The organism is Amygdalobacter indicium (genome assembly GCF_029101545.1).
Classification (GTDB): domain Bacteria; phylum Bacillota; class Clostridia; order Saccharofermentanales; family Fastidiosipilaceae; genus Amygdalobacter; species Amygdalobacter indicium.
Genome location: NZ_CP118866.1, coordinates 231,966 through 253,633, shown reverse-complemented (window position 1 = coordinate 253,633; position 21,668 = coordinate 231,966). Strand labels below are relative to the sequence as shown.

General features: G+C 45.0%; 21 protein-coding genes and 1 tRNA gene. 3 read left to right on the top strand and 19 right to left on the bottom strand.

Annotated features, from left to right (window positions below; all coding sequences use genetic code 11):
* Positions 1 to 171 precede the first annotated feature (171 nt).
* Positions 172 to 1,425, top strand: coding sequence for a serine hydroxymethyltransferase (locus PYS60_RS01045; protein WP_315570052.1), 1,254 nt, complete (start codon positions 172 to 174; stop codon positions 1,423 to 1,425).
* 101 nt (positions 1,426 to 1,526) lie between these two features.
* Here the strand turns inward: PYS60_RS01045 and PYS60_RS01040 are convergent, their stop codons facing one another.
* The 4 genes from PYS60_RS01040 to PYS60_RS01025 all read right to left on the bottom strand — a co-directional run bounded on the left by PYS60_RS01040 (position 1,527) and on the right by PYS60_RS01025 (position 7,609).
* A complete protein-coding gene (locus PYS60_RS01040; protein ID WP_315570050.1) occupies positions 1,527 to 2,867 on the bottom strand; it encodes a X2-like carbohydrate binding domain-containing protein in 1,341 nt (446 codons plus the stop codon).
* 131 nt (positions 2,868 to 2,998) lie between these two features.
* Positions 2,999 to 4,798: an ABC transporter ATP-binding protein gene (locus tag PYS60_RS01035; RefSeq protein ID WP_315570048.1), complete on the bottom strand. Its 1,800-nt coding sequence runs from the start codon at positions 4,796 to 4,798 to the stop codon at positions 2,999 to 3,001.
* Positions 4,791 to 6,521 (bottom strand): ABC transporter ATP-binding protein, encoded by a 1,731-nt coding sequence (locus tag PYS60_RS01030; RefSeq protein ID WP_315570046.1) that lies wholly within the window; start codon positions 6,519 to 6,521, stop codon positions 4,791 to 4,793. Before PYS60_RS01030 ends, PYS60_RS01035 begins: the two co-directional genes overlap by 8 nt.
* A gap of 371 nt (positions 6,522 to 6,892) precedes the next feature.
* Positions 6,893 to 7,609, bottom strand: a complete 717-nt coding sequence (locus PYS60_RS01025) for a hypothetical protein (protein WP_315570044.1) — start codon at positions 7,607 to 7,609, stop codon at positions 6,893 to 6,895.
* Between the two features lie 281 nt (positions 7,610 to 7,890).
* Here PYS60_RS01025 and PYS60_RS01020 point away from each other — a divergent pair.
* Both PYS60_RS01020 and asnA read left to right on the top strand, forming a co-directional pair.
* Positions 7,891 to 7,963, top strand: a tRNA-Ala gene (locus PYS60_RS01020).
* A gap of 112 nt (positions 7,964 to 8,075) precedes the next feature.
* Positions 8,076 to 9,083 (top strand): aspartate--ammonia ligase, encoded by a 1,008-nt coding sequence (asnA, locus tag PYS60_RS01015; RefSeq protein WP_315570042.1) that lies wholly within the window; start codon positions 8,076 to 8,078, stop codon positions 9,081 to 9,083.
* A 38-nt stretch (positions 9,084 to 9,121) separates the two neighbouring features.
* On the opposite strand, the gene PYS60_RS01010 is transcribed toward asnA, so the two are convergent.
* From PYS60_RS01010 to citX, 15 genes are all read right to left on the bottom strand, one after another.
* Positions 9,122 to 9,562 (bottom strand): DUF2871 domain-containing protein, encoded by a 441-nt coding sequence (locus tag PYS60_RS01010; protein WP_315570040.1) that lies wholly within the window; start codon positions 9,560 to 9,562, stop codon positions 9,122 to 9,124.
* On the bottom strand, positions 9,559 to 10,236 hold the full coding sequence (locus PYS60_RS01005; protein WP_315570039.1) for a hypothetical protein: 678 nt from the start codon (positions 10,234 to 10,236) through the stop codon (positions 9,559 to 9,561). Before PYS60_RS01005 ends, PYS60_RS01010 begins: the two co-directional genes overlap by 4 nt.
* Positions 10,237 to 10,322: 86 nt before the next feature.
* Positions 10,323 to 10,886, bottom strand: coding sequence for a TetR/AcrR family transcriptional regulator (locus PYS60_RS01000; protein WP_315570037.1), 564 nt, complete (start codon positions 10,884 to 10,886; stop codon positions 10,323 to 10,325).
* Positions 10,887 to 10,943: 57 nt separating this feature from the next.
* Positions 10,944 to 11,066, bottom strand: coding sequence for a hypothetical protein (locus PYS60_RS00995; RefSeq protein WP_315570035.1), 123 nt, complete (start codon positions 11,064 to 11,066; stop codon positions 10,944 to 10,946).
* A 128-nt stretch (positions 11,067 to 11,194) separates the two neighbouring features.
* Complete coding sequence (locus PYS60_RS00990) at positions 11,195 to 12,652, bottom strand: InlB B-repeat-containing protein (protein WP_315570033.1); 1,458 nt, start codon at positions 12,650 to 12,652, stop codon at positions 11,195 to 11,197.
* Between the two features lie 114 nt (positions 12,653 to 12,766).
* A complete protein-coding gene (locus PYS60_RS00985) occupies positions 12,767 to 13,477 on the bottom strand; it encodes a GntR family transcriptional regulator (RefSeq protein WP_315570032.1) in 711 nt (236 codons plus the stop codon).
* A 66-nt stretch (positions 13,478 to 13,543) separates the two neighbouring features.
* On the bottom strand, positions 13,544 to 14,656 hold the full coding sequence (locus PYS60_RS00980) for a sodium ion-translocating decarboxylase subunit beta (RefSeq protein ID WP_390866532.1): 1,113 nt from the start codon (positions 14,654 to 14,656) through the stop codon (positions 13,544 to 13,546).
* Positions 14,657 to 14,664: 8 nt separating this feature from the next.
* Positions 14,665 to 15,012: an acetyl-CoA carboxylase biotin carboxyl carrier protein subunit gene (locus tag PYS60_RS00975; RefSeq protein WP_315570030.1), complete on the bottom strand. Its 348-nt coding sequence runs from the start codon at positions 15,010 to 15,012 to the stop codon at positions 14,665 to 14,667.
* Positions 15,013 to 15,036: 24 nt separating this feature from the next.
* Positions 15,037 to 15,339: an OadG family transporter subunit gene (locus PYS60_RS00970; protein WP_315570028.1), complete on the bottom strand. Its 303-nt coding sequence runs from the start codon at positions 15,337 to 15,339 to the stop codon at positions 15,037 to 15,039.
* Complete coding sequence (locus PYS60_RS00965) at positions 15,336 to 16,781, bottom strand: pyruvate carboxylase subunit B (RefSeq protein WP_315570026.1); 1,446 nt, start codon at positions 16,779 to 16,781, stop codon at positions 15,336 to 15,338. The genes PYS60_RS00970 and PYS60_RS00965 overlap by 4 nt, the downstream gene beginning before the upstream one ends.
* Positions 16,782 to 16,837: 56 nt before the next feature.
* Entirely contained in the window at positions 16,838 to 18,172 is a 1,335-nt protein-coding gene (locus tag PYS60_RS00960; protein ID WP_315570024.1) for a 2-hydroxycarboxylate transporter family protein, read from the bottom strand.
* A 72-nt stretch (positions 18,173 to 18,244) separates the two neighbouring features.
* Positions 18,245 to 19,789, bottom strand: a complete 1,545-nt coding sequence (citF, locus tag PYS60_RS00955; RefSeq protein WP_315570022.1) for a citrate lyase subunit alpha — start codon at positions 19,787 to 19,789, stop codon at positions 18,245 to 18,247.
* Entirely contained in the window at positions 19,786 to 20,679 is an 894-nt protein-coding gene (locus PYS60_RS00950) for an aldolase/citrate lyase family protein (protein WP_315570020.1), read from the bottom strand. Before PYS60_RS00950 ends, citF begins: the two co-directional genes overlap by 4 nt.
* Positions 20,676 to 20,975, bottom strand: a complete 300-nt coding sequence (gene citD, locus PYS60_RS00945) for a citrate lyase acyl carrier protein (protein ID WP_315570018.1) — start codon at positions 20,973 to 20,975, stop codon at positions 20,676 to 20,678. The genes PYS60_RS00950 and citD overlap by 4 nt, the downstream gene beginning before the upstream one ends.
* 140 nt (positions 20,976 to 21,115) lie before the next feature.
* The gene (citX, locus tag PYS60_RS00940) at positions 21,116 to 21,661 is read right to left on the bottom strand and encodes a citrate lyase holo-[acyl-carrier protein] synthase (RefSeq protein WP_315570015.1); all 546 of its coding nucleotides are present in this window, start codon (positions 21,659 to 21,661) and stop codon (positions 21,116 to 21,118) included.
* Positions 21,662 to 21,668 lie beyond the last annotated feature (7 nt).

Here is a 21,668-nt window from a genome sequence, read left to right as displayed (position 1 = left end):
AAATAGACCTTATTTCTTTGGCACCAATTACAAAAGCCGGCGCATCGGGCCTGTTCCGCTCCCGCCGTTTGTAAATAGGTATTGCCGGCTGATTATTCAAAACTTATCTTTCTTTCATACACAACGCTCCTTTATAATAGACTTAAAATCTATGAAATAAGAGGAAACAAGATGCCGGAAGAAAGAAAGCACGATCAGGAAGTAGATCAGGAAATATTTAATTTAATTGCCGCCGAAAGCAAAAGACAGGAAGAGGAAATCGAATTAATTGCCTCCGAAAATTATGTCTCCCGTCAGGTATTGCAGGCGCAAGGCAGCGTTCTGAGCAATAAATACGCCGAAGGTTATCCGCACAAACGTTATTACGGCGGTTGCAAAATTATCGATCAAATCGAAGAATTGGCGATTGAGCGGGCCAAAAAATTGTTCTCCGCCGAATATGCCAACGTCCAACCGCATTCCGGCTCCCAAGCGAACAATGCAGTCTTTCAGGCTTTTTTGCAGCCGGGAGATACTTTCATGGGGATGGATCTGAGCGCCGGCGGTCATTTGACCCACGGTTCGAGTGCCAATTTCTCCGGTAAACTATATCACGCCGTCAGTTACGGCCTTGATCCGACAACAGAGAGAATTAATTATGCTAAGCTGCGCCAAACCGCCTTGGAATGTCGTCCCAAAATGATTATCGCCGGTTTTTCCGCATACTCCCGCAAGCTTGATTTTGCCGAATTTCGGCGGATTGCCGATGAAGTCGGGGCCGTTTTAATGGTGGATATGGCCCATGTAGCCGGTTTGGTTGCAGCCGGACTTTATCCTAATCCTGTACCTTTCGCCGATGTTGTCACCTCTACCACGCACAAAACTTTAAGAGGCCCGCGCGGCGGCCTGATCCTCGCCCGGGAAAAATACGCCCGCAAACTGAATTCAGCTTTATTCCCCGGCTGTCAAGGCGGACCTTTAGAGCATGTAATTGCTGCCAAAGCTGTTGCTTTTTATGAAGCTTTACAACCTGAGTTCACTACCTATTGCCGCCAAATACTGCAAAACGCTCAAGCCATGGCGAAAGTTTTTAACGGTAATAATCCGGCCAGAATTATAACAGGCGGAACAGACAGCCATTTAATGCTGCTGGATGTTACTAAATTTAATTTAACCGGCAAAGACGCAGAGGAAATTCTCGGCAGTATTCATATTGCCGTGAACAAAAATACGATCCCCGGCGAAACACAATCGCCTTTTATCACCAGCGGTATTCGTATCGGCACACCGGCGATTACAACCAGAGGTTTTAAGGAAAAAGAGGCTGAAAGAGTAGCTGAAATGATTGTGACAGCTTTAAGTAATCCGACTGCAGATAGCATTCTGACGGCGTTGGCGGCCGAAGCGTTGGACTTAACGGCAAAATTCCCTATCTACGCCAAGTAACTGCGATATTGTCCGGTCAAGAAAAAAGCTTGCCTTCATTCCGTTATCGGAACTATAAGCAAGCTTTTATTTTGCGTATTATTTATGCCCGGCCCGTAATTTTATTTTACGAGCTTATCTTTTTTTCCTTTAATTACAGCTGCCCCGAGCAAGCTGATAATTCCCATGAATCCGGCACCGACGCTTGTTGCAAGCTCACCGGTTTTGGCAACCTGTTTTTTCGCTTGGGTAGTTTTCATACCGGCGAGATTTTCAGCAAGAACGAAAGAGGCCGAGCCGACACCGTTAGAGAACACAGCAGTTAAAGTGTGTTCACCGGCAGTCAAAGTCTGCAAATAATTCTTGGTCAAAGTAATCACGGTGCTGCCGTGCGTAACCGTATAATCAAGGCCCCGGTTAAGCTTTTCGCCATCGACTTCGACCTCTGTCAGGTCTGAAGGTTCTGCGGCAAAGCGAGCCATGAAAGGGTTGTCCGGCGTTACAGGTGTGGACGTTTTTTCCAATAGTTCGACGCTCTTATCGCTCGAACCGCTAGTCACTTTCTGTGTTTCAGTTGTGTCAGTAGGTGCCGGAGCCGGAGCCGGTGAAGGTACCGGTGCCGGATTACCGCCGTTTTCCTGTCCCTCGGCAGTTGGATTTTCTTTATAAGCCTGCAAGGCAGCCTTCAAGGTAGCAGATATTTTGCTGTTGAAAGTTGTCGCGGCAGCACCTGCCTTCTTAATTTCCTCCTCAGTGAACTTCGCCGCTTCTTTATTACCGAAAGAGGCTTTGACCTGCAGCAATTCTGCGGCAGCCGCTTTCTCCGAGTCGCTTGCCTGAACTTTACCGGCAGCAATCAATTGTGCCGATTCCACAGCTTCCTTGTACAACTTTTGGAGGGCGGCCAGACGTTGAATCGGGACAGCCGAGAATAATTGCATCTGGCGCGGAGAAATTTTTTTATTTTGTTTCTGCAAAAGTTCTGCCAATTGTTCAGGTGAAATACCGGAAGCGGCCAGAGATTCTACTGCCGCATCGGTTAAATCCGATTCTTTGATAATTGCAAGCGTGAGCTTATTTTCACCGTCATTGATAGTTTCAGGGTACTTGATATTATCGAGAATCATCGGTAAATTACCCTGATTATCCTGCATAATATCATTCTGGACACCGGCTAAAAGGCCGCCGATAATTTGAGCGACCGTATACTGAATATCGTTCTGCTCCAAACCGTACTTATCACCCTTTTGATAAAGTTCAGCTATTTCTCGGGTCTGATAATCTTTACCGTTCACCTGAAAAGTGAATTTCACCTGCTTTAAGACTTTCACAGTCTGCTCGGCCGCTGCTGTTTGTGTCTCTGCAGCAACAACTACTTCAGCCCCGCCGAATATACCGGCTGCACCTACTAATACAGCCAAACTCAAACTCAATATGGATACGGTTAATCTACTTCTTTTCATCGTCTACCTCGATCAGATTTTATACAATTTTACTTTCACATTTTAACAAGGGCGCTCGCCCCATTGCAACGCAAAAAAATTTACAGTCTTTACATAAAGCCGAATTTTCGGGCTGAATTTGTTCGCTGTAATCAATATGTAATATGAATATCTGCCGGTTCTTCCGCCTGCTTAAACTGCGCATTGTAAAGCTCGTAATAAAAACCTTTTCGCGCTATAAGCTCCTCATGCTTACCCGTCTCGATAATATCTCCGTCTTGCAGAACCAGAATCAAATCGGCATTCTTAATTGTCGACAATCTGTGAGCAATGATGAAGCTGGTTCTCCCGGCAGTAACTCTGTCCATCGCTTCCTGAATTAAACGTTCCAGGCGCGTGTCGACAGATGACGTCGCTTCATCCAAAATCAAAATATCCGGAGCAGCAAGAAGTGCCCGGGCAATAGTCATAAGCTGTCTTTGCCCTTGAGACACATTTGCCCCGCCTTCTGTAATTTTCATCTCATAAGTTCCCGGCAAAGTTTTTATAAAACTATCAACATTAGCTATCCGACAAGCTTCCCTGACCTCCATATCGCCGGCAGTTAATTTACCGAAGCGAATATTTTCCATTACAGTCCCGGCGAAAAGACGGGCATCCTGCAAAACCATACCCATATGCGAACGCAAATCCGCCTTGTTCACTTCCTTAATATTTATCCCGTCGATATATATTTCCCCCTGATCAACTTCATAAAAGCGCATCAACAAATTTACCAAAGTAGTCTTACCGGCGCCCGTCGGCCCGACAATAGCGACTTTTTCACCCGGATTTACCTTGAAAGAAACATCCCGCATCAACTTTTTATCCTGACGATAACCGAAAGCGACATGGCGAAATTCTACCGCCCCGTTCACCTTCTGCGGCAATTTTTCACACTGCAGCTCCGACGGCATCTCCTGCGTTTCCAGGAAATCGAAAATTCTTTTACCGGAAGCCGAAGCGGCCTGCAGCAACGGAATCAAACCGGTAGAACTGTTAATTGCTCCCTTGATATTGCCGACATAAGAAATAAAAGCCTGCAAATTACCGATTGTAAAGAGACCGGCATAAACCATTTTCGCACCTATATAAAAAACAACAATATACGCCAAATTCAGCACCAAAGAGCTCAGAGGACTTATTATCTGCGAGAAAAAGGTGGAATTACGGCCGAGCAGAAACAATTTTTTATTTTTCTGCACAAAAACCTCAAACGAGAGTTGCTCCTTATTAAACGCACAAATTTCCGCCTGCCCGGAAAGCTGCTCCTGCACGAAACCGAAAAGTGAGCCCAAAGCATTGGCCTGCTTTTGAAAAATCGGCTGAGAAAATTTTATGATATATTTTCCCAACAAAAAGTTGAGCAGAATAGCCGCTAAAATCAGCAAGGAAAACTTCAGCGAAAATATAGTCATCATCAAGATGGACGCAAGAATGGACAAAATATTCAGCATGATATTGACCGCCCCCTGCTGTAAGGCATTGGAAATAGTATCAACATCATTGGTTACCCGGGAAAGAATATCGCCCAATTTATTGCTGTCAAAATAACTGACGGCAATTCTGTTTATTTTCAGCGAGATATCCCGCCTTAAATCCCGCATCGCTTTCTGCACAATATCCGCCATAAGTGAAAGGCTGAAAAAATTGGTCAGAACATTTATTATTCCGTTAAAAAAAATAAGCAATAAAATTTTTCCTAAATAGCGGAAGTCAATGCCGCTACGCAAGCCCGCATGCACCTCCATCAGGTCTTTCCCGATGCCGGTAATGGCCAGACCGATAATATAAGGCTGCAAAACACTTGAGACGGTCATAAGCAAAACGCAGGTCAACGAAATAAACAAACGTAATTTGTATTGAAAAATATATTTGGCAAGCTTGCGCATTATTCCCTTCGAATTAGGCATTTAATTCCTCCTCGCTTAACTGTGAGTGTGCAATTTCTCTGTATAATTGCGATGTTTGTAAAAGCTCCTCGTGCCGACCCTGAGCGGCAATGGTACCGCGATCCAGAACGATTATTTTGTCCGCCTGCATTATTGTCGCAATTCTCTGCGCCACAATAATTGTTGAAGCGTTTTTTATACGTTCATGCAAAGATTTGCGCACCTGAGCATCGGTTTTATAATCCAAAGCGGAAAACGAATCGTCGAAAATATAAACTTCATGCTCGCCGATAATCGAACGGGCTATAGATAAGCGTTGCTTTTGCCCGCCGGAAAGATTATTGCCGCCTTCGGACAGATAAGTTTCAAACCCCTCCGGCGTTTTGTCGATAAATTCCCGTGCCTGTGCTATATCAACGGCATACAACATATCGTTTATTCCGGCAAATTCATAACCGAATTTCAAGTTATCCTGTATTTCCCCGGTGAACAAATTGGCCTTTTGCGGCGTATAACCGATTTTTGCCCGTAAAACATGTAAATCAAGGTCTTTAATATTAATTCCGTCCAACAAAATTTCGCCGTCGGAAACATCATAGAAACGGGGAATAAGTTTCACAATAGTCGACTTGCCGGAGCCTGTAGAACCGATAAAGGCCACAGTTTCTCCCGGATTAACCGTAAAGCTTATATTGCGCAAAACCGGCTCCTGCGCATCGGGATAGATGAAATTCACATTCCTGAATTCCAATCTGCCCGAATTATCCGTCGCCATAATCGGGGCGGCACAATTTTTAATTGAAATTTCAGTCTCCAGTACCTCCCGCAGGCGGTCGGCCGAAACCATAGCTTTCGGATACATTATTATAACGTTAATAAATAAGGCAATAGAGAATAAAGCCTCCATGACATATTGAATAAAAGCAACCAAGTCACCCAATTGCAAGTCGCCGTAAGAGATAAATTGCGCCCCGGAAAAAATAACCAAAATAAGCGAAAGATCGATAATCAGCCAGGCAGCTGCCGGCGGTACGGCCAGAATCTTGAAAAGTTTCGCGGTTAAGCAGCGATAACGTTCATTGATCAGCGCAAATTTCTCGGCGACATAATCTTGCCGATTAAAGGCCCGAACGACTCGCAAGCTGCGAATTGCCTCTCTTTGATTCCGGTTAATATCATCAATAGTTTTCTGAGATTCGCCGGAAATAGGCAAAGTTACTTTGCTTAAAAGCCAAATCATCAAAACGAAAACCGGCAAAGTCGGCAGAAGCTGTAAACCCAAAGGCAAAGAAATTTCGGCAATCATCCCGATCGCAAAAAGCATCACCAACGGTGCCGTCAATCCCAATCCGAAAATATTCTGCACAAACTGCAAAATAATAAAAGCATCGGTAGTTATCCGGTTGCTGAGCGTTGATACGCCGAACTCCTGAAACTCGTGCTGTGACAGGTTAATCATTTTTTGATAAACATCGTTGCGAATATCCCGCGTGACACCGGAAGACAGAGTTGCCAGACCGTAACGTGAAAGCAAAAGAAAAATCGAGCTGCCGACAACCAGTACCGTCATTTTAACAATTGTCGCCTGCAGAATTTTTTCATCATGCAAAATAATTCCTTTATCGATGAATTCGGCTAAAAGCAGTGGCAATCCCAGCAGAATTGCAACTAAAGCTATAGCTCCGCCTAGACAAAAAAGCACTTCTTTTTTATAATTTCTGACGTACTTAAAAATAAATCTCATTATTCAGCCTCTTATTTTATATATTAAAATTATTTTTACAGTAAAAATAAATAAAGGAATCTCAACGTACCTTTAATCCGACCTCATAGACCTATATTTCAGGCACGAATACCGCTAATCCAAGCTATTCTATATTCCTAAAAACATTCAATCTGAAGTTAACTGAAACCTGTTCAATTCATTATCCGGTTCACATCAATCTCTTCAATATTTATATTAACACTAAACGTGAAACTTACAAGGTCTCCGATCACTTCTCGGCGCGGGTTTTTGAGCCGAAAAAAGCCCGGAAGGGAACGGCACCTGAAGCAAGTACCGGATCCGACCCGAGCTTTTTTATGTTAAAACGTTTCAGCTGTCAAGCTGCCGCCTTAAAATTTTTCTTTCTTATGTTTAATGACAGCAGCACCCAAGAGGCTGACAATACCTAAAATTTCCGAGCCTGCAGTTGCGGCTGTTTCACCCGTTTTACCGACTTTTCCGGTATTAGTCGTTTTTTGGCCGGAAGTCTGTGAGCCTGTTGTCTTAGTTGCAGTCGGTTCAGTTCCCGCCTTTTTCTTATATTCCTGCAAGGCCTTCTTCAGTTTTGCCGATAACTGCGAATTGAACTTAAGAGCTTCACTGCCGGCTTTATTAGCTTCAGCGGAAGTAAATTCGGCAAATTTTTTCGAACTGAAACCGGCCTGCACCTGCAAGAATGCGCGAGCTGCAGATTTTTCAGCTGCTGTCGCTGCTACCTTGCCTTCATTAATAATCCGGGAATTTACGACTGCCTCCTCATAAGGTTTTTGTTGAGCTGCCCGATGAATATTCGCCCGCTTAACAAATTCCTGCCGTTGTTTTTCAGTAATAGTTTTATGTTGGTCTTTCAACAACTTATCCAATTCCTGCACAGATAATCCCAAGTCACCCAGGGCGCCGACTGTTGTATCGTCGATCGGAGCATTCTGAGCCACGACAGGCTGTTGTTTGGGAGCCGGTTTATCAGCTTTGGCAGCGACTTTGTTCATCCCGAAATTCAAGCCTGCTGCTAATGCCAGCGCCAAACCGAAACTCATCATTGATTTTGCTTTTTTGATTTTTTTCATAATATCCACTTCCATTTCTCCAGTAGTCCGTATTATAGTTCTCTGAGGGAAAAGCGAATCACCTGTTAAGCAATCTTTACATTTATTTATTTTAAGATTAATAAAAAGCGAGATAAAAAGTTTCAACAAAAAAAGTCAAAGTGTGTGCTTTCTCCGTCCCTGCCCGTACCTGCGCCGATTTATTTTATCTTTTCTTCTGTTAACAGCTTAACAACAAATTTGCAGCGAGCACTTGCACTCGGTCAACAGTAGCAATATAATTGTTGCTAAATAAAACTTATGGGCTTGTAGCTCAGTTGGGAGAGCGCTGCGTTCGCAATGCAGAGGTCAAGAGTTCGATCCTCTCCAAGTCCATTTTTTTATTTTTCCCTGTTTGTATACCGACCCTGATTGCGCCTCCATATATTGAAGGTGCATGGCGCTTATCTACTTAACCTGCATCAGCAGTTGAAGCTAAGGAGTTTATATGGCAGCAACTTATATCCCCCCGCATTATCGCGCATCCTTGAATTTATACGAAACTCAGGCAGCTATCAGTCTGATCAAAGCCGATTTTGAAGAAAATTTCGCCCGCGCTTTGAACTTGCGCCGCGTCTCGGCTCCCTTATTTGTCGACCCGAATTCCGGAATTAATGACGACTTGAACGGGACTGAACGGGCGGTAAGCTTCGATATCAAATCTTCCGGCAAAACTGCTGCAGTTGTCCATTCCTTAGCTAAATGGAAGCGTCTGGCCCTCTACCGTTACGCTTTTCACCCCGGCAAAGGTCTTTATACAGATATGAATGCTATCAGAAGAGACGAAGAAACGGACAACATCCATTCCATATATGTCGACCAGTGGGACTGGGAAAAAGTTATCACCCCTGAAACCCGTAATCTCGATTATCTCAAAGCCGTTGTCCGCGCCATTGTCACCGCCATAATCAGGACCAACGAAGCTCTGGAAGTCAGATATCCGCAAAATCGCTGCCGTTTGGAGCAGGAGGTCAAATTTATTACGGCGGAAGAACTCTTGCAGCTTTATCCCGCTTTGTCTCCGAAAGAAAGAGAACAAAAAATAGTTAAAGAATATAAAACCGTCTTTATTATCGGCATCGGCGCACCTTTAAGCAACGGTTTGCCGCATGACGGCAGAGCGCCGGATTATGACGACTGGCAACTTAACGGCGACTTATTAATGTACCACGAGCCTTTGGATCTGGCGCTGGAGATAAGCTCCATGGGTATCAGAGTGACTCCGCAGAGCCTGCAGCGACAACTGGCCGCCGCCAACTGTTCGGAGCGTTTGCAGCTGCCCTTCCACAAGCAATTGGCCGACGGACTTTTACCGCTGACTTTAGGCGGAGGTATCGGCCAATCCCGTCTATGTATGTTACTTTTAAAGAAAGCGCATATCGGCGAAGTGCAATGTTCCTTGTGGGATCAGGCGACTTTGGATGCCTGTGCGGCTGCCCATGTACAGCTGTTCTGAACATTTTTATAAAACTCCGTAGAGGGCGGACACGGGGGCTATTCCCCCTGCTTTCCCGGGAAAGTTGCCGCTGCCGCTTTTCTTAAAGTCAGAAGCAACAAAACAATTCCGCCGCCGACAAGTACATGAGAAATACCGGCAAAGCCCGCCAAAGCTGCCGACAGTCGCTGCGAAACTGTAATTCCCGCGACCTGAATGATGCCTCGCATGGTCATAGTCAATGCCAACAAAGGCAGGCCGAGATTATAAATATACAAAAAGAGGCGAAAAGTTTTGCTTTTCTCCAACACTTGCGTCCGGGTAAAGAGAGCTAATTGCAAAAATACAAACATGCCTAAAATAAAAAGATGTGTATGCACTTTACCTAAACTTGTCATCCCGCTGAAATTACAGTATTTGGTAAACTCACGATAAAAAACGCCGGCAACTGCCGCCGCTATCGCATAACCCAAAGCTAAATTAAAATACTTTCTGTTCATAATAAAACTTCCTTTCTCTCTTTTTTCCAAGATTTATAAGCAATCTGAACTAACCACATATACGCACAAGTTTTCGGAACCATCAAAATCCCGATTGCCGGGAAGGTCCCGGATGCCACGACTACCGGCAAATAAAAAGCGAAGCTGAGTGCAATTGTCAACCAAAGATAACGAAAATCCGCATCTTTTTGCTGCCGGGCGGAACGGTAAAATAAGACCAGCAACAGCAAGCCAAGCAAAGTAAAAGGGATATTGCGATAAATCCCCCAAATTAAAGGCGGGTTTGCGCTTAACCACTCGTTTTGCGGTAAAAGCACCAATAAGATCCGCAACGCCGCCAAGAACAGCACGAAATAAGTTAAGCCCTGCCGGCGCTTAATTTGATAGCGTTCCCGCCAAACGTAGTAAAGCAGCAGATAAAAGACCGTCATGGTCAAAGACGTGATCAATTTTCCGCTGCCCAAGGCTGCCGGATAAGCGGCCGTACCTGATGTATTCAAGGCAATTATCCGCGGCAGCAGGTGAAAGGCATCTCCTCCACCCAGAACCAGCGCCATAATCCCGCACAAACGGAATTGTTTGCTTTTACCGGCTGCTTTAATTAACTTAAGGCCCGCACAGATTACTGTTACCAAATAGGCCGTATCAAAAATTGTTTCAAAAACAGCTTGCATTTTTTCCTCCTTATCATCTGAACAATGTTCAATTTACTGTAAAATAAAATTTTCGCCGTCAGCCGAACCGGAAAACGGGAAAATTCTCAGTTGCAATAAATAATTCGTCTAATTATTTCAGTCAAAGTCGTACAATCAAAATTTTTCTGCAGCAGCAGCGAAATCACGTGCATAATAATAAAATCTACAAATTTATCTTCTGTAAAAGCAGCGCTGAAGGCATCCGGACGTACCGCCTGATCTTTTTGCAAAACTTGCAGCATATGCGCTTTCATCTTCGCCAAATATTTTTGCATTTTCGCCCGGCCCTCGGCCTGTCCGCGCGTAGAAAAACTGAGCGAATGAACCGTAAAGAAATTGGGATATTTCAGGATTCCCCGCTTAATATTTTCAAAGAAATTCGTAATATAGCGATCAAACGGTATAGCCGCATCCGTCGGTGCTGCACAGTTAAAAATATCGTCCCAAACGCTCTCGACAGTCGCCAATAGAAGTTCATCTTTAGAAGGGAAATAGTAATACAGCGAACCTAATGCCACCTGACACTGCTGCGCTACTTTTCTCATATTGACAGCGGCCAAACCGGATGCGGCGACAAGTTGACGGCACACGGTAAGTATCTCTTCTCTTGAAGTTACAGCTGTATTCATTTTTCACCTTTCTAAATATTTATTATTTTCGTTTATCTGCCGGCTACGAATCAGCGGCTAATACAGCCTGACTGTTTCGCCTGTCACTGCGGGACTTTGCGGTAGGTCGTCGGAGCTGATATTGAATGCCGGTGCAGCTGTTGAACGTTGTTCGAATTGATTAATTAGAATTTTAAGCATTCTGCAGCTCGCTGTCAATTCTGTTTTCCCGAGTCTGCGATTACGGCGATTACGACGATTGCGCGCACTGAATAAGGAAGGTAAAAAAAGCAGCGAGACCGGAAGCTGTCCCGCTGCTAAATCAGTGATTAAATCTCTCTACGCTTTAAAGCTGCTAAAGCTGTAAGTGCCAAGATGACTAAGCTTAATGAAACAGAAAATGCTTTTGTTTCTCCTGTTTTAGCAACAGTATAAGCTTTATGCCCGGCACTAACTTCCGGTTCTCCGTTTCCTGCACTCGGTTGCATAGTAGACGGTTGTGGCGTTAGCTGCGGCTGTGGTGTCACTGGTGTTACCGGCGGAGTCACAGGGTTAGGTGCAGGTGGAACAACAGGCGGCTGCGGCTGTGTGGTGCGTTCCCAAACTGCTGTCAGTTTTTGCTCCGGCGCAGCAAATTTAATAATAAAATCACTGCCGGCTTGATATACCGTGCCGTCTTCCGCTTTCCAGCCCTTGAACACAAAACCGTTTTTAGCAATAGCGGGTGCTACCTGCAATTTTTTATCCGTTTCCTGTTGCGTCATATTTGACATATCCAGCCCGAAAGTTCCCACTTGCGTAGGCGGTGTTGTTTCACCTCCGTCAGCATCGTAAGTCAACTGGTACATTTTATCCCAAGCTGCGAATATTTCTTTCGTTTTTCCGCCTGCTTCGGGCCAAAGATCATATTCTGTCAAATTTTTTTCTTTAGGCACAGGATAAATCGAAGTATCCAACAGGTTTTTCTCATTGTTATAAACGTTTTTTAAAAATTTATAACTAATCGGTTCGTACCAACCAACAAATTTGTAGCCATCTCTTACAGGTAAGTCTTTAATAATAGGTACGTGTACCGTATCCAACTTGTCCGAATACTGTTTATTCGCTTCATCTTTGTAAACAGGGACGCCATTTATCTTTCCGCCGTTAGCATTATAAGTTAAAAAAGCGGAATATTCATTAGGTACAACTTTGATTTTATAACCTAAATAACCTCTAGCCGCAATCTGCTGACCGTTTTTTGCCTTACCTAATAGAGTATAATGGAAATAAAGATAAATATACTTATTCCCCGTGGATTTCTTGCCTATGAAGGAATATTTAATCGGGGTTGTCCCGCCGGTATTATTTTTCAGATCATAATTAACACTGACGGATGAATCATATTCCGGGCGAAAGCTGTCCATATATCCCATGTCTAATGGACCATTTTCCAGGTCTTTATAAGAATCATCATAATAGGCAGCAATTGATGTTGAAAAAGTCATCGTGCCGTACTGCAATTTGCCGACAAAATCTTCGTCTCGCCAAAAAGTGTTAATAAAGCCTTCGTCTGTAACCGTCTGACCTTCGGCAACAACAATTTCTCCCACTTTATCTACAGGTCCTTTAGGCTTACTGTCGAGAGTCACGGCACTTTCCCTTGATTTATCGGCGTTGAAAATACTGCGAATTACTCCCGTTTTTTCTCCTGTCGGCTCCGAAGCGCCAACATTGCCCGGTCTGCCCGTAAAAATCAGCAAAACTGCCAATAAAACCGGTACATAAGACTTCACTACATTTTTCATAATAACTCCTTAAATTTACAATAGCGTTTAATTTTATTGCGCTATACCGATAATGTCAACAGTAACAAGCACAAAAAAACCAAGCCGCTCGAGGCAACTCGGTCCAAATCCGACTCAGTGCCTTTCAGTTTCAGCTTCAGCCGGTAAATAACTTAAAATGTATTCTTGTGCATGCTGCAAATGTTCTCTGACTTTAGCCTTAATCAAATTCTCATCCCCGGTGCGCATCGCTCGGACTATTCCTTGATGCTCCTGCACGGCCAGCTCGCGCCGCCGGGATTTTTGCTCGAAAGAGAGCGTGCGGAAATGCAGCAGATATTCTCTTAAAGCTTCCTGCAGCAGATGCAAGCGCGGCATCGAGCAGAATTGATTGATTTTAGCGTTAAAAGTTCCTGAAAGCGCGTATAACTCTTCAAATTCATTGCAGTTGCCTCGACAGGCAGCCAGCGCCGCTTCGTTAATCCGATCCAGCTCGGCAAAATCATCTTCCGTCATTTTAACGGCCGCTTCACAGGCAGCCAAGGTTTCCAAGGCTGTACGAATCTTAAAAATCTCTTCTATATCCCGCCGGCTGACAGCCTTAATAAAGTAACCCCAATTTTTGCTGTAATCCAGCAAACCTTCCGCATATAGCGCCTCCAAGGCCCGATGCACGGGCGTCCGGGAGACGAACAAATCAGTTGCAATCTGCTTTTCGTTAAGTCGCATAGCAATCGGCCATTCACCGCTGATAATCTTGCTGCGCAACTGCACATAAATGCTGTCGGACAATAAATCACTCTTTTGTAAAGATGCGGATTTGCTTTTCTCCAATTTCTTTGCCATTTTTATTCCGATTCATAAAATTATAAATATAAGGAGCTGTCACACTTCAGCCCCTTATTTACAATTTTAACTGAAAAGATTCAAAAGTAAACCCGCTGCCACTGCCGAGCCTATAACACCGGCAACATTCGGGCCCATAGCATGCATCAGGAGGAAGTTACCCGGATCTTCCTGTTGGCCGACTTTCTGTACTACACGGGCGGACATGGGCACAGCGGATACACCGGCAGCGCCGATAAGCGGATTAATTTTGCCGCCGCTGAGTTTACACATCAATTTTCCCAGAAGCACACCGCCTGCAGTTCCGGCGGAGAATGCTACCAAGCCCATGGCAACAATACCTAAAGTCTGCAAAGTCAAAAAGCGTTCGGCCGAGGCTGTAGCTCCGACTGTCGTACCTAATAAAATAGTTACAGTGTACAGTAGGGCATTTTTGGCCGTTTCCACCAAATGCGGTACAACTCCGCTCTCCTTCAACAAATTTCCCAACATCAGCATACCGATTAAGGGCGCAGCTGACGGTACGAGCAAAGTAACGATAATCGTGACGGCAATCGGGAAAATGATTTTTTCATTTTTACTCACTTGACGTAAGTTGCTCATATGAATTTTTCTTTCAGCCTTAGTTGTCAGAGCTTTCATGATAGGCGGCTGAATGACAGGCACCAAAGCCATATAGGAATAAGCAGCTATAGCAATGGCTCCCAACAGATGCGGGGCCAGGCGTTGCGTCAAATATAAGGCTGTCGGGCCGTCAGCTCCGCCTATGATACCGATAGATGCCGCTTCTCTCGGGCTGAAGCCCAGACACAAGGCGCCCAAAAAGGCAATTACCACACCTACTTGCGCCGCCGCCCCCAATAACATGCTCTTAGGGTTGGCAATTAACGGACTGAAGTCGGTTGAAGCGCCGATACCCAGGAAAATAAGCGGCGGATAAATACCGTACTTCACCCCCAAATATAACAGATTCAGCAAGCCGCCTTTGTCCATTAAACCGGATAAAGGCAAGTTGGCCAAAAGCATGCCGAAGGCGATCGGGATAAGTAGATAAGGTTCATATCCGCGCTTGATGGCTAAGAAAAGGAAGAAGCAGGCCAGGGCAATCATCAAAAGTTTGCCCCAGGTCAAAGCCGCCACGCCGCTTGAACGGGCAAAATCAAACAACATATTAATCATACAGTCACCTACATCAAGCTGAAAAGCGGAGCGTTGTTGTCAACCTGTTGTCCGGTTGTTACCATAATTGCGGTAATTTTGCCGGCACGGGGTGCCGGAATCTCATTTTCCATCTTCATCGCTTCGATAATCATGACTGCGTCGCCCGCTGCGACTGTATCTCCCGGCTGCTTCAACAGCTTAAAAACTGTTCCCTGGATTGGGGCCTTGACAACTTCACCTTGAGCCGTTGTTTGGCTGCTGGTTGCCGGCGTTGCCGCTTGCGGTTGCGCAGCTGTCGCTGCCGGAGCATTCTCGACTTCTTCCAGCTCTACTAAATATTCTTTACCGTTTACCTTGACTTTGTATGTTTTCATTTCTTACTCCTATCTCTTACTGCATTACTTTATCCGCTTGCAACTTATAATCCGAACATCTTTCTGCAACGTCCGTTTCGCCACACAGGCTGCCGTCAATACCGCAACCATATATTCTTCCCGATCCGTATCACCGGCAGCTGCCGCTTGCAACGTTGCGCCGCCTTTTTTCGCTTTTTCGGCAGTTTCAGTGCCGGCTGCAGACGGTAAATACTTCAACAAACTGAGGATCAGCGACAGCAGCCACAGTATGAGAAAAACAATCAGGATAATAAATAAGGACAGGACGAAGCCTTCAAGAACGGTCATATGATTCAAATTGATCATGCGCAATCTCCTCCTTCCGGCAAATACAAATTAAAAGTTTCCGTCGCGCCCGCCTCATTTTTTTTCGTTTCCTGTCCGGCGACAGCAGCTTCCGTTTGATTGCGTGATTTTAAGTAAGACAGAACTTGTTGCGGGAAAACAATGTAGCTGACAACTTCTTCCTCACTTACCTGCCGTCCCAATTCAGCTGTCAATTCCGCTTCAGCTGCCGGATAAGCCGACGGCAAATCGTCCACGGGCACAGGCACTTCCCGTTTTACTCCTTTTAAGATTTTTTCTTTGACTTCCTGATTCAAAGGTGCCGGAGCCTGGCCATAAAATCCTTGACAATAATCTTTAATTTCTTTAGGTGCCATTTTATAACGTTCGCCTAATAAAACGTTCAGAACCGCCTGCGTTCCGACCATTTGCGACAAAGGTGTGACTAAAGGCGGATAGCCCAAATCTTTTCTTACCCGCGGCACTTCCTGCAGCACTTCTTCCAGGCGTTGAACGGCATTTTGTTGCTCCAACTGGCTGATTAAGTTGGTCAGCATGCCGCCTGGGACCTGATAGGTAAGAATTTTGGGATTGGGTATTAAAGCTCTGGTCCGATAATCGCCGCGCTTAATATACTTATCGGCTAATTTATTGGCCAGGTCATAAGCCTCGGATAAAGCTGACAAATTCAAGTTACAGCTGCGATGCGTTAATTTGGCAATTTCCAGAATGGTTTCTTCCGCTAAATGAGCCGTACCGCCGGAAAAAGGTGAGATACAGCCGTCCACAATGTCGACGCCTGCTGCCAGCGCCTGCTCCATCACCAGGCTGCTTGTATTGGCTGTCGCATGTGTATGCAAGTCCAGCGGCAAATCAGTAATTTTCCGCAAGCTGCTGATAAGCTCGAAGGCATTTTGCGGGGTAAGAATACCGGCCATATCTTTAATACAAATAGAATCTGCACCTAATGCAATGTATTTTTTAACCAAATCGGCATAATAGTCATTATTGTGTACCGGACTGAGTGTATAAGCAATTGCCGCTTGCACTTCGCCTCCATGCTTCTTAATAAATTTAAAAGCGTTTTTTACATTTTCCGGATCATTCAAAGCGTCGAAACAACGAATAATATTCATGCCGTTATGAATTGCCAGTTTGATAAATCTCTCTAAAGTATCGTTGTCGTAATGGCGATAACCGACTAAGTTCTGGCCGCGCAAAAGCATAGATAATTTAGTATTGGGGCAAGCTTTTTTGATGGCCCGCAGATTATCCCAGGCATCAGTATGTAAAAAGCGATAAGCGGCATCAAAAGTTGCACCGCCCCAAACTTCCAACGCATGGAAACCGACTTTGTCCAATTTGCCGACTAAAGCCAGGATATCCGCCATTTCCATTCTGGTTGCTAAAAGCGATTGATTGCCGTCACGCACGGTAACATCATTGATAAAAATTTCTGTCATAACACTCCTTCACAATATAGCCCATAGCTCCAAGCAAACTATGGGCTGATAACAGTTTACAACATAAAGGCAAAGCAAATCGAGCCGATAATCAGGATGATTGCGCCGCCCAAACGGCTGGAGAGCTGAGCATAAGCCATTAAGCCCATTCTTTCAGCAGCTCCCAAAACAGCCAAGTCTCCCGAACCGCCGCGGTTGGCCATGCATAATCCGGCGGTGACGGCTGTGTCAATCGGGTAAAATCCGACAAAATATCCTACTACTGCCGAGCCGATAATTGCGCCGATAACAATAAACAGCGGAATTACAATATTGCTCAAGGAAGTAACAGCGTTAATCAATTCGTCGATACTCATATCGACACCGACGCCGACCATGATAACCAACGTCATACTGCCGGAGAAGAAGTTTTGAATTCTCTTAGCGCCCATCCGTACACCTTCCGGCACTACACCGGTCGCTGCCAAAATAACAACCAATAGAATCATACAGGCCAAAGCGTGAATTTTTACTGCTTTGCCGAAGAGAGCCGTTGTTACCAGCGGCAAAATATATTTACTTAAAAGTAAACCGGCAGCATAAGCGGTGAAAGATAACAGGAAACCGCCGGCGATATCGGCAAGACTCGGAACAATTTCCTCTTTCTTTTCTTTAACAGCCGCCTTGTCATTACGCAATAAAGTGAATTTATCACCCGTCAGGCTTTTCTTATAATTACCTAATTTGTTCAAAAAAGCAGCGGTCAAAATAGCGTAAATATTCACAATAGTCAAAATGATAACAGCAAAATTATAATATTCATCTTTACTTCTGCCGGTAACACTTTCATACATTTGTGACAGAGGCACAGCTCCACCGCCGTTACCGCCGCCCATAATCGGCAGAACATAGTGCGTTATAATCCGATAAGGGCTGATATTAAAGAACAGTCCGGCTATTATTCCGCAAATCATAGCCGCCGCCACGCCGCCTAAAATTGCCGGGAAATAACCGACAAAGCTTTTCAAAAGCGTATGCCGATCTAATGACAGAACCGAGCCGGTAATTAAAATGACAATAAAGACGGTCAGAAAACCGGTTTTGCCCGTAAATACATCGATAGATTTAACGTATTTGTCCGGAATAACCGCAAAATGCGTCAAAACCGCCGTACCTAAGAAAGCTAATAAGATACCGCCGCCGATATAGCTGTTCCAAATAGGAATCCGTTTACCTATTTCATAAAGAGGTACACCGATCGCCAACATCAAAGCCATGGTTGACGACATATCCGTTCCTAAAACACCGGTAAACATAGCGCCCCAAACAACAATACAGGCAACTATAGTTATATACCACGGTGCGCCGAAAAGTTTCAAACCTTTGGCTGCATTAATCCTCTTTTCGTCCATAAAATCCTCCTGCACAATGCAGCTGACCTCCGACGCTGCATGCGTGTTTTTTCTCAATATTTCTTAATCAAATTATTTTTTTACCTGCCGAATTACATCGATCAATGTACCGTCACGATATTCGACTAAAGCGACAACCTTATCCGTAAATTTAATCGGTTCCGGCCGACCGCAGATTTTCTCCGCCGTCTCTACCAGTTCTTCAATCGAGCATAACGGTAAATCGGTCTTTTGCAGTTGTTGTAAAATATCCTGTCTGCGCGGATTGACGGCAATTCCGTAATCGGTCACCAGCACATCTACACTCTCACCCGGGGTAGTAACGGAAGTTAATTCTCTTCTGACGGTAGCTAAGCGGCTGCGCAAAAGCGGGGCGACGATAATCGTACATTTTGCTCCTGCTGCCGTATCCGGATGGCCGCCGGGTGCACCTTGAATCAAGCCGTCTGAGCCTTGAACAACATTCACATTAAAGTTAGTATCAATTTCCAAAGCGCCCAAAATTACATAATCAAGGTAATTGACATAAGCGCCCTTATTCAGAGGATTGGCATACTCGGAGCAGGAAATTTCATAATGGGTCGGATCGCTATGCACCGATTTGACTGCCGGAATATCGAAAGCCTGATCATCCAATAAGGCCCGAATATATCCCTGATGCAGCATATCGACCATCGGCTCCGTAATGCCGCCCATGCCCCAGCCCATTTTGATATTCGCTTCGTCCATATAGGAACGCAAAAATTGCGTCACGGCCAAAGAGGCACCGCCGGCACCGGTTTGGAAAGAAAAGCCGTCCTTGAACCACTGCGTTGCTGCTACAACCTGAGCACAATATGCAGCCATTTTCAGCTCGCGCGGATCTTTTGTCATCCGAATTGCACCGCCGGCAATTTTGGCCGGATCACCGACTTGATCCACTTTAACGACATAATCGACATCAATTCCCTTAATGGACGCCGGCATATTAACACCGGGAACGACATTATCGGTAATCACCACAACTTTATCGGCATATTTAGCATCAACATCGGCGTAAGATAAAACGCCGCATTCGCTCTTGCCTCCTTTGCCGGAAGCGTTGCCGTAAACATCACAGGAAGCCGCGCCGATAAAAGCCACATCAATCTTAATCTGCCCCGTTTCAATGGCTCTGACGCGACCGCCGTGGGTGCGAATCCAAGCCGGTTCAGCTAATTTGCCTTCCGAAATGGCCCGTCCGATTTCGTCCCGAACGCCGCTGGTAGATATACCTGTAATCGTACCATCCTCCAACATCGGCACTAAATTAGCCTGAGCTTTACCTAAACTTGAGGCACAGATAAACAAATTTTTAATTCCCAGTTCGTGAATAATCTCCATAACCTGCGCACAAATGTAGTCACCGTTTCTAAAATGATGGTGAAAACTGAGCGTCATCCCATCTTTGAGATTCAAAGCGAGAATCGTTTCTCTTAAACTGTTTTGCAATTTATTGCGATCCGGTTTGACATAAGCTCTAACTGTCGGTGCGGCTTTAGTATACTCATAATTATCCCGATAATATTGCCCTTGAAAGACCTCAACTCCATTTTGCAAAAACTCTTCCGGTATTTCACGCCCGACTTTATTTTTCATACTAAATCTCCCTTATACAATCCTGTCACTTTGGCAAGTTTAAGCGTTCTTTCGGCGCCTTCCTTCATGGCAATATCAATCATCTTGCCGTCAACAACCATGACACCGATACCTTTAGCCTTATTGGCACTCAGCGCCAACAATATATGTTCGGCATGCTTGATTTCTTTGGCTGTAGGATTGAAAACGTCGTGAATAACGGCAATTTGTTTCGGATTAATTACCGACTTGCCGTCAAAGCCCATATTACAAATTAATTCCGTTTCCCGGCGCAAGCTGTCCAAGTCATCCAAATCCGTATGCACCGTATCAAAGCACATCACGCCGGCAGCGCGGGCCGCTAAAACAATTTGACCGCGGGCGGCAAACAGTTCCTCGCCTGTTTTGGTATGTTTGGCATGCATTGTTCTGGTAAAATCGCCGGCCGACAAGGCAATTCCCATCATTCTGGGAGTAGCTGCAGCAATAGAGAAAGCATTCAGTACACCTTTAGGTGATTCCAAGGCCGCCATTAAAAGCGTACTACCTACAGGCAGGCCGAATTCTTCTTCCGCCGCACTGACCAGATTTTCCACGACTTTCACGTCGGCTGCCGACTCACAGACAGGGATACGAATACCGTCGGCTTTACCGGCAACTGCCGCTCGAATATCTTCCTTAAAATAAGGCGTATCGACACCGTTAATCCGTACCCAGCGTTCTGTTTGGCGATAATCTAAATATTTCAAAGTATTGTAAAGTTGGAAACGGGCAGAATCTTTTTCCTGCGCCGCAACGGCATCTTCCAAATCCAAGATCACACAATCAGGTTCATAAATATAAGGATCTTTAACCAGAGAAGCTTTTTGGCAATTCAAAAACATCATGGTTCGACGAATTTCTCTTCTCATAATTCAGTCCCCCACGGTAAATTCTCCGTTTGCCCGCTGGCACGATATAACGCCGTTTCTATTCTGGCACGCAAAGTACAATCCAACGCACCCTTGTCCTGAATATGCACTTTAGCACCGCTGACAGCTAATTTTGTCAATACATCATATGCGGTTTGCCGAATTTGTTCACCGAATTGAGCGTAAACGGAACTATCAATCTCAACCTCATTCTCCTCAGCTTTTGCCGGTTCCACAGTGACTAAAGCATCACTGGATTCCAAGGTACCGGCCATTGAAGCCTGCAACAATTTCATAATTTGTTGCCTCCTTACAAGTATTTGTGTCATTTCATTATAGAGAGAAATACCCTTATTCAAACGGAGCGACAGCAAATATGTCTGAGAAAAAGCATTGAAAAAACACGGCTTTTGTACAACTTGTCTAAAAAAAGAATTTACTTAAACAATCCGTCCCGGCGACAAATTAAATCAATTTGCGCCTGCATTGCCGCTACCGTATGTTTCCGGGAGCGGGCACAAACTTTCGCTTCCTGCTGACATAAAAAGCAACGTCTGGGCGCAATACCCAAGTCTTTGCGGCTGAGCGCCCCGTTAATTGTCAGAACGTCGATATCCAGCAGGCGACCGGCCGGCGTAGCTGTTTCCAAATTTATCGCCCACTGTTTCCAGGCCGAAGCGGCGCCTTGCGCCCACCAGATAAGTTCCGGTCCGGTAATTGCCTTGCGCCAATCTGTCATTTGTTGATATGTCAATCCGGCCTCTGCCGCCGCTTTTTCCGCCTGCAGCAGCAATTTATCGAAGCAGTGCAGAATTAAATGATTATTTTTAATTGGACCGGGTAAATTAAGTTTAAGAGAAATAACAGTAGCTGTCGGAATTTTCCGCCAGATTGCGGCATATACGGCCACTCTTTCTTCCCGACGCTGCAAAACCGTCAGTAAATCCACAGCTTCTCCTGCAGCAAAAAGTTCGCTTGTCATGTAATCT

Coding starts and splice junctions, on each gene's coding strand:
- asnA (WP_315570042.1), top strand. CDS start 8,076: ATGGCAGCAACTTATATCCCCCCGCATTATCGCGCATCCTTGAATTTA.
- citX (WP_315570015.1), bottom strand. CDS start 21,661: ATGACAAGCGAACTTTTTGCTGCAGGAGAAGCTGTGGATTTACTGACG.
- PYS60_RS01030 (WP_315570046.1), bottom strand. CDS start 6,521: ATGAGATTTATTTTTAAGTACGTCAGAAATTATAAAAAAGAAGTGCTT.
- PYS60_RS01025 (WP_315570044.1), bottom strand. CDS start 7,609: ATGAAAAAAATCAAAAAAGCAAAATCAATGATGAGTTTCGGTTTGGCG.
- PYS60_RS00975 (WP_315570030.1), bottom strand. CDS start 15,012: ATGAAAACATACAAAGTCAAGGTAAACGGTAAAGAATATTTAGTAGAG.
- PYS60_RS01000 (WP_315570037.1), bottom strand. CDS start 10,886: ATGAATACAGCTGTAACTTCAAGAGAAGAGATACTTACCGTGTGCCGT.
- PYS60_RS01035 (WP_315570048.1), bottom strand. CDS start 4,798: ATGCCTAATTCGAAGGGAATAATGCGCAAGCTTGCCAAATATATTTTT.
- PYS60_RS00965 (WP_315570026.1), bottom strand. CDS start 16,781: ATGACAGAAATTTTTATCAATGATGTTACCGTGCGTGACGGCAATCAA.
- PYS60_RS00960 (WP_315570024.1), bottom strand. CDS start 18,172: ATGGACGAAAAGAGGATTAATGCAGCCAAAGGTTTGAAACTTTTCGGC.
- citF (WP_315570022.1), bottom strand. CDS start 19,789: ATGAAAAATAAAGTCGGGCGTGAAATACCGGAAGAGTTTTTGCAAAAT.
- PYS60_RS00970 (WP_315570028.1), bottom strand. CDS start 15,339: ATGATCAATTTGAATCATATGACCGTTCTTGAAGGCTTCGTCCTGTCC.
- PYS60_RS00990 (WP_315570033.1), bottom strand. CDS start 12,652: ATGAAAAATGTAGTGAAGTCTTATGTACCGGTTTTATTGGCAGTTTTG.
- citD (WP_315570018.1), bottom strand. CDS start 20,975: ATGAAATTGTTGCAGGCTTCAATGGCCGGTACCTTGGAATCCAGTGAT.
- PYS60_RS01045 (WP_315570052.1), top strand. CDS start 172: ATGCCGGAAGAAAGAAAGCACGATCAGGAAGTAGATCAGGAAATATTT.
- PYS60_RS00980 (WP_390866532.1), bottom strand. CDS start 14,656: ATGATTAATATGTTGTTTGATTTTGCCCGTTCAAGCGGCGTGGCGGCT.
- PYS60_RS00985 (WP_315570032.1), bottom strand. CDS start 13,477: ATGGCAAAGAAATTGGAGAAAAGCAAATCCGCATCTTTACAAAAGAGT.
- PYS60_RS01040 (WP_315570050.1), bottom strand. CDS start 2,867: ATGAAAAGAAGTAGATTAACCGTATCCATATTGAGTTTGAGTTTGGCT.
- PYS60_RS00995 (WP_315570035.1), bottom strand. CDS start 11,066: ATGCTTAAAATTCTAATTAATCAATTCGAACAACGTTCAACAGCTGCA.
- PYS60_RS01010 (WP_315570040.1), bottom strand. CDS start 9,562: ATGAACAGAAAGTATTTTAATTTAGCTTTGGGTTATGCGATAGCGGCG.
- PYS60_RS00950 (WP_315570020.1), bottom strand. CDS start 20,679: ATGAGAAGAGAAATTCGTCGAACCATGATGTTTTTGAATTGCCAAAAA.
- PYS60_RS01005 (WP_315570039.1), bottom strand. CDS start 10,236: ATGCAAGCTGTTTTTGAAACAATTTTTGATACGGCCTATTTGGTAACA.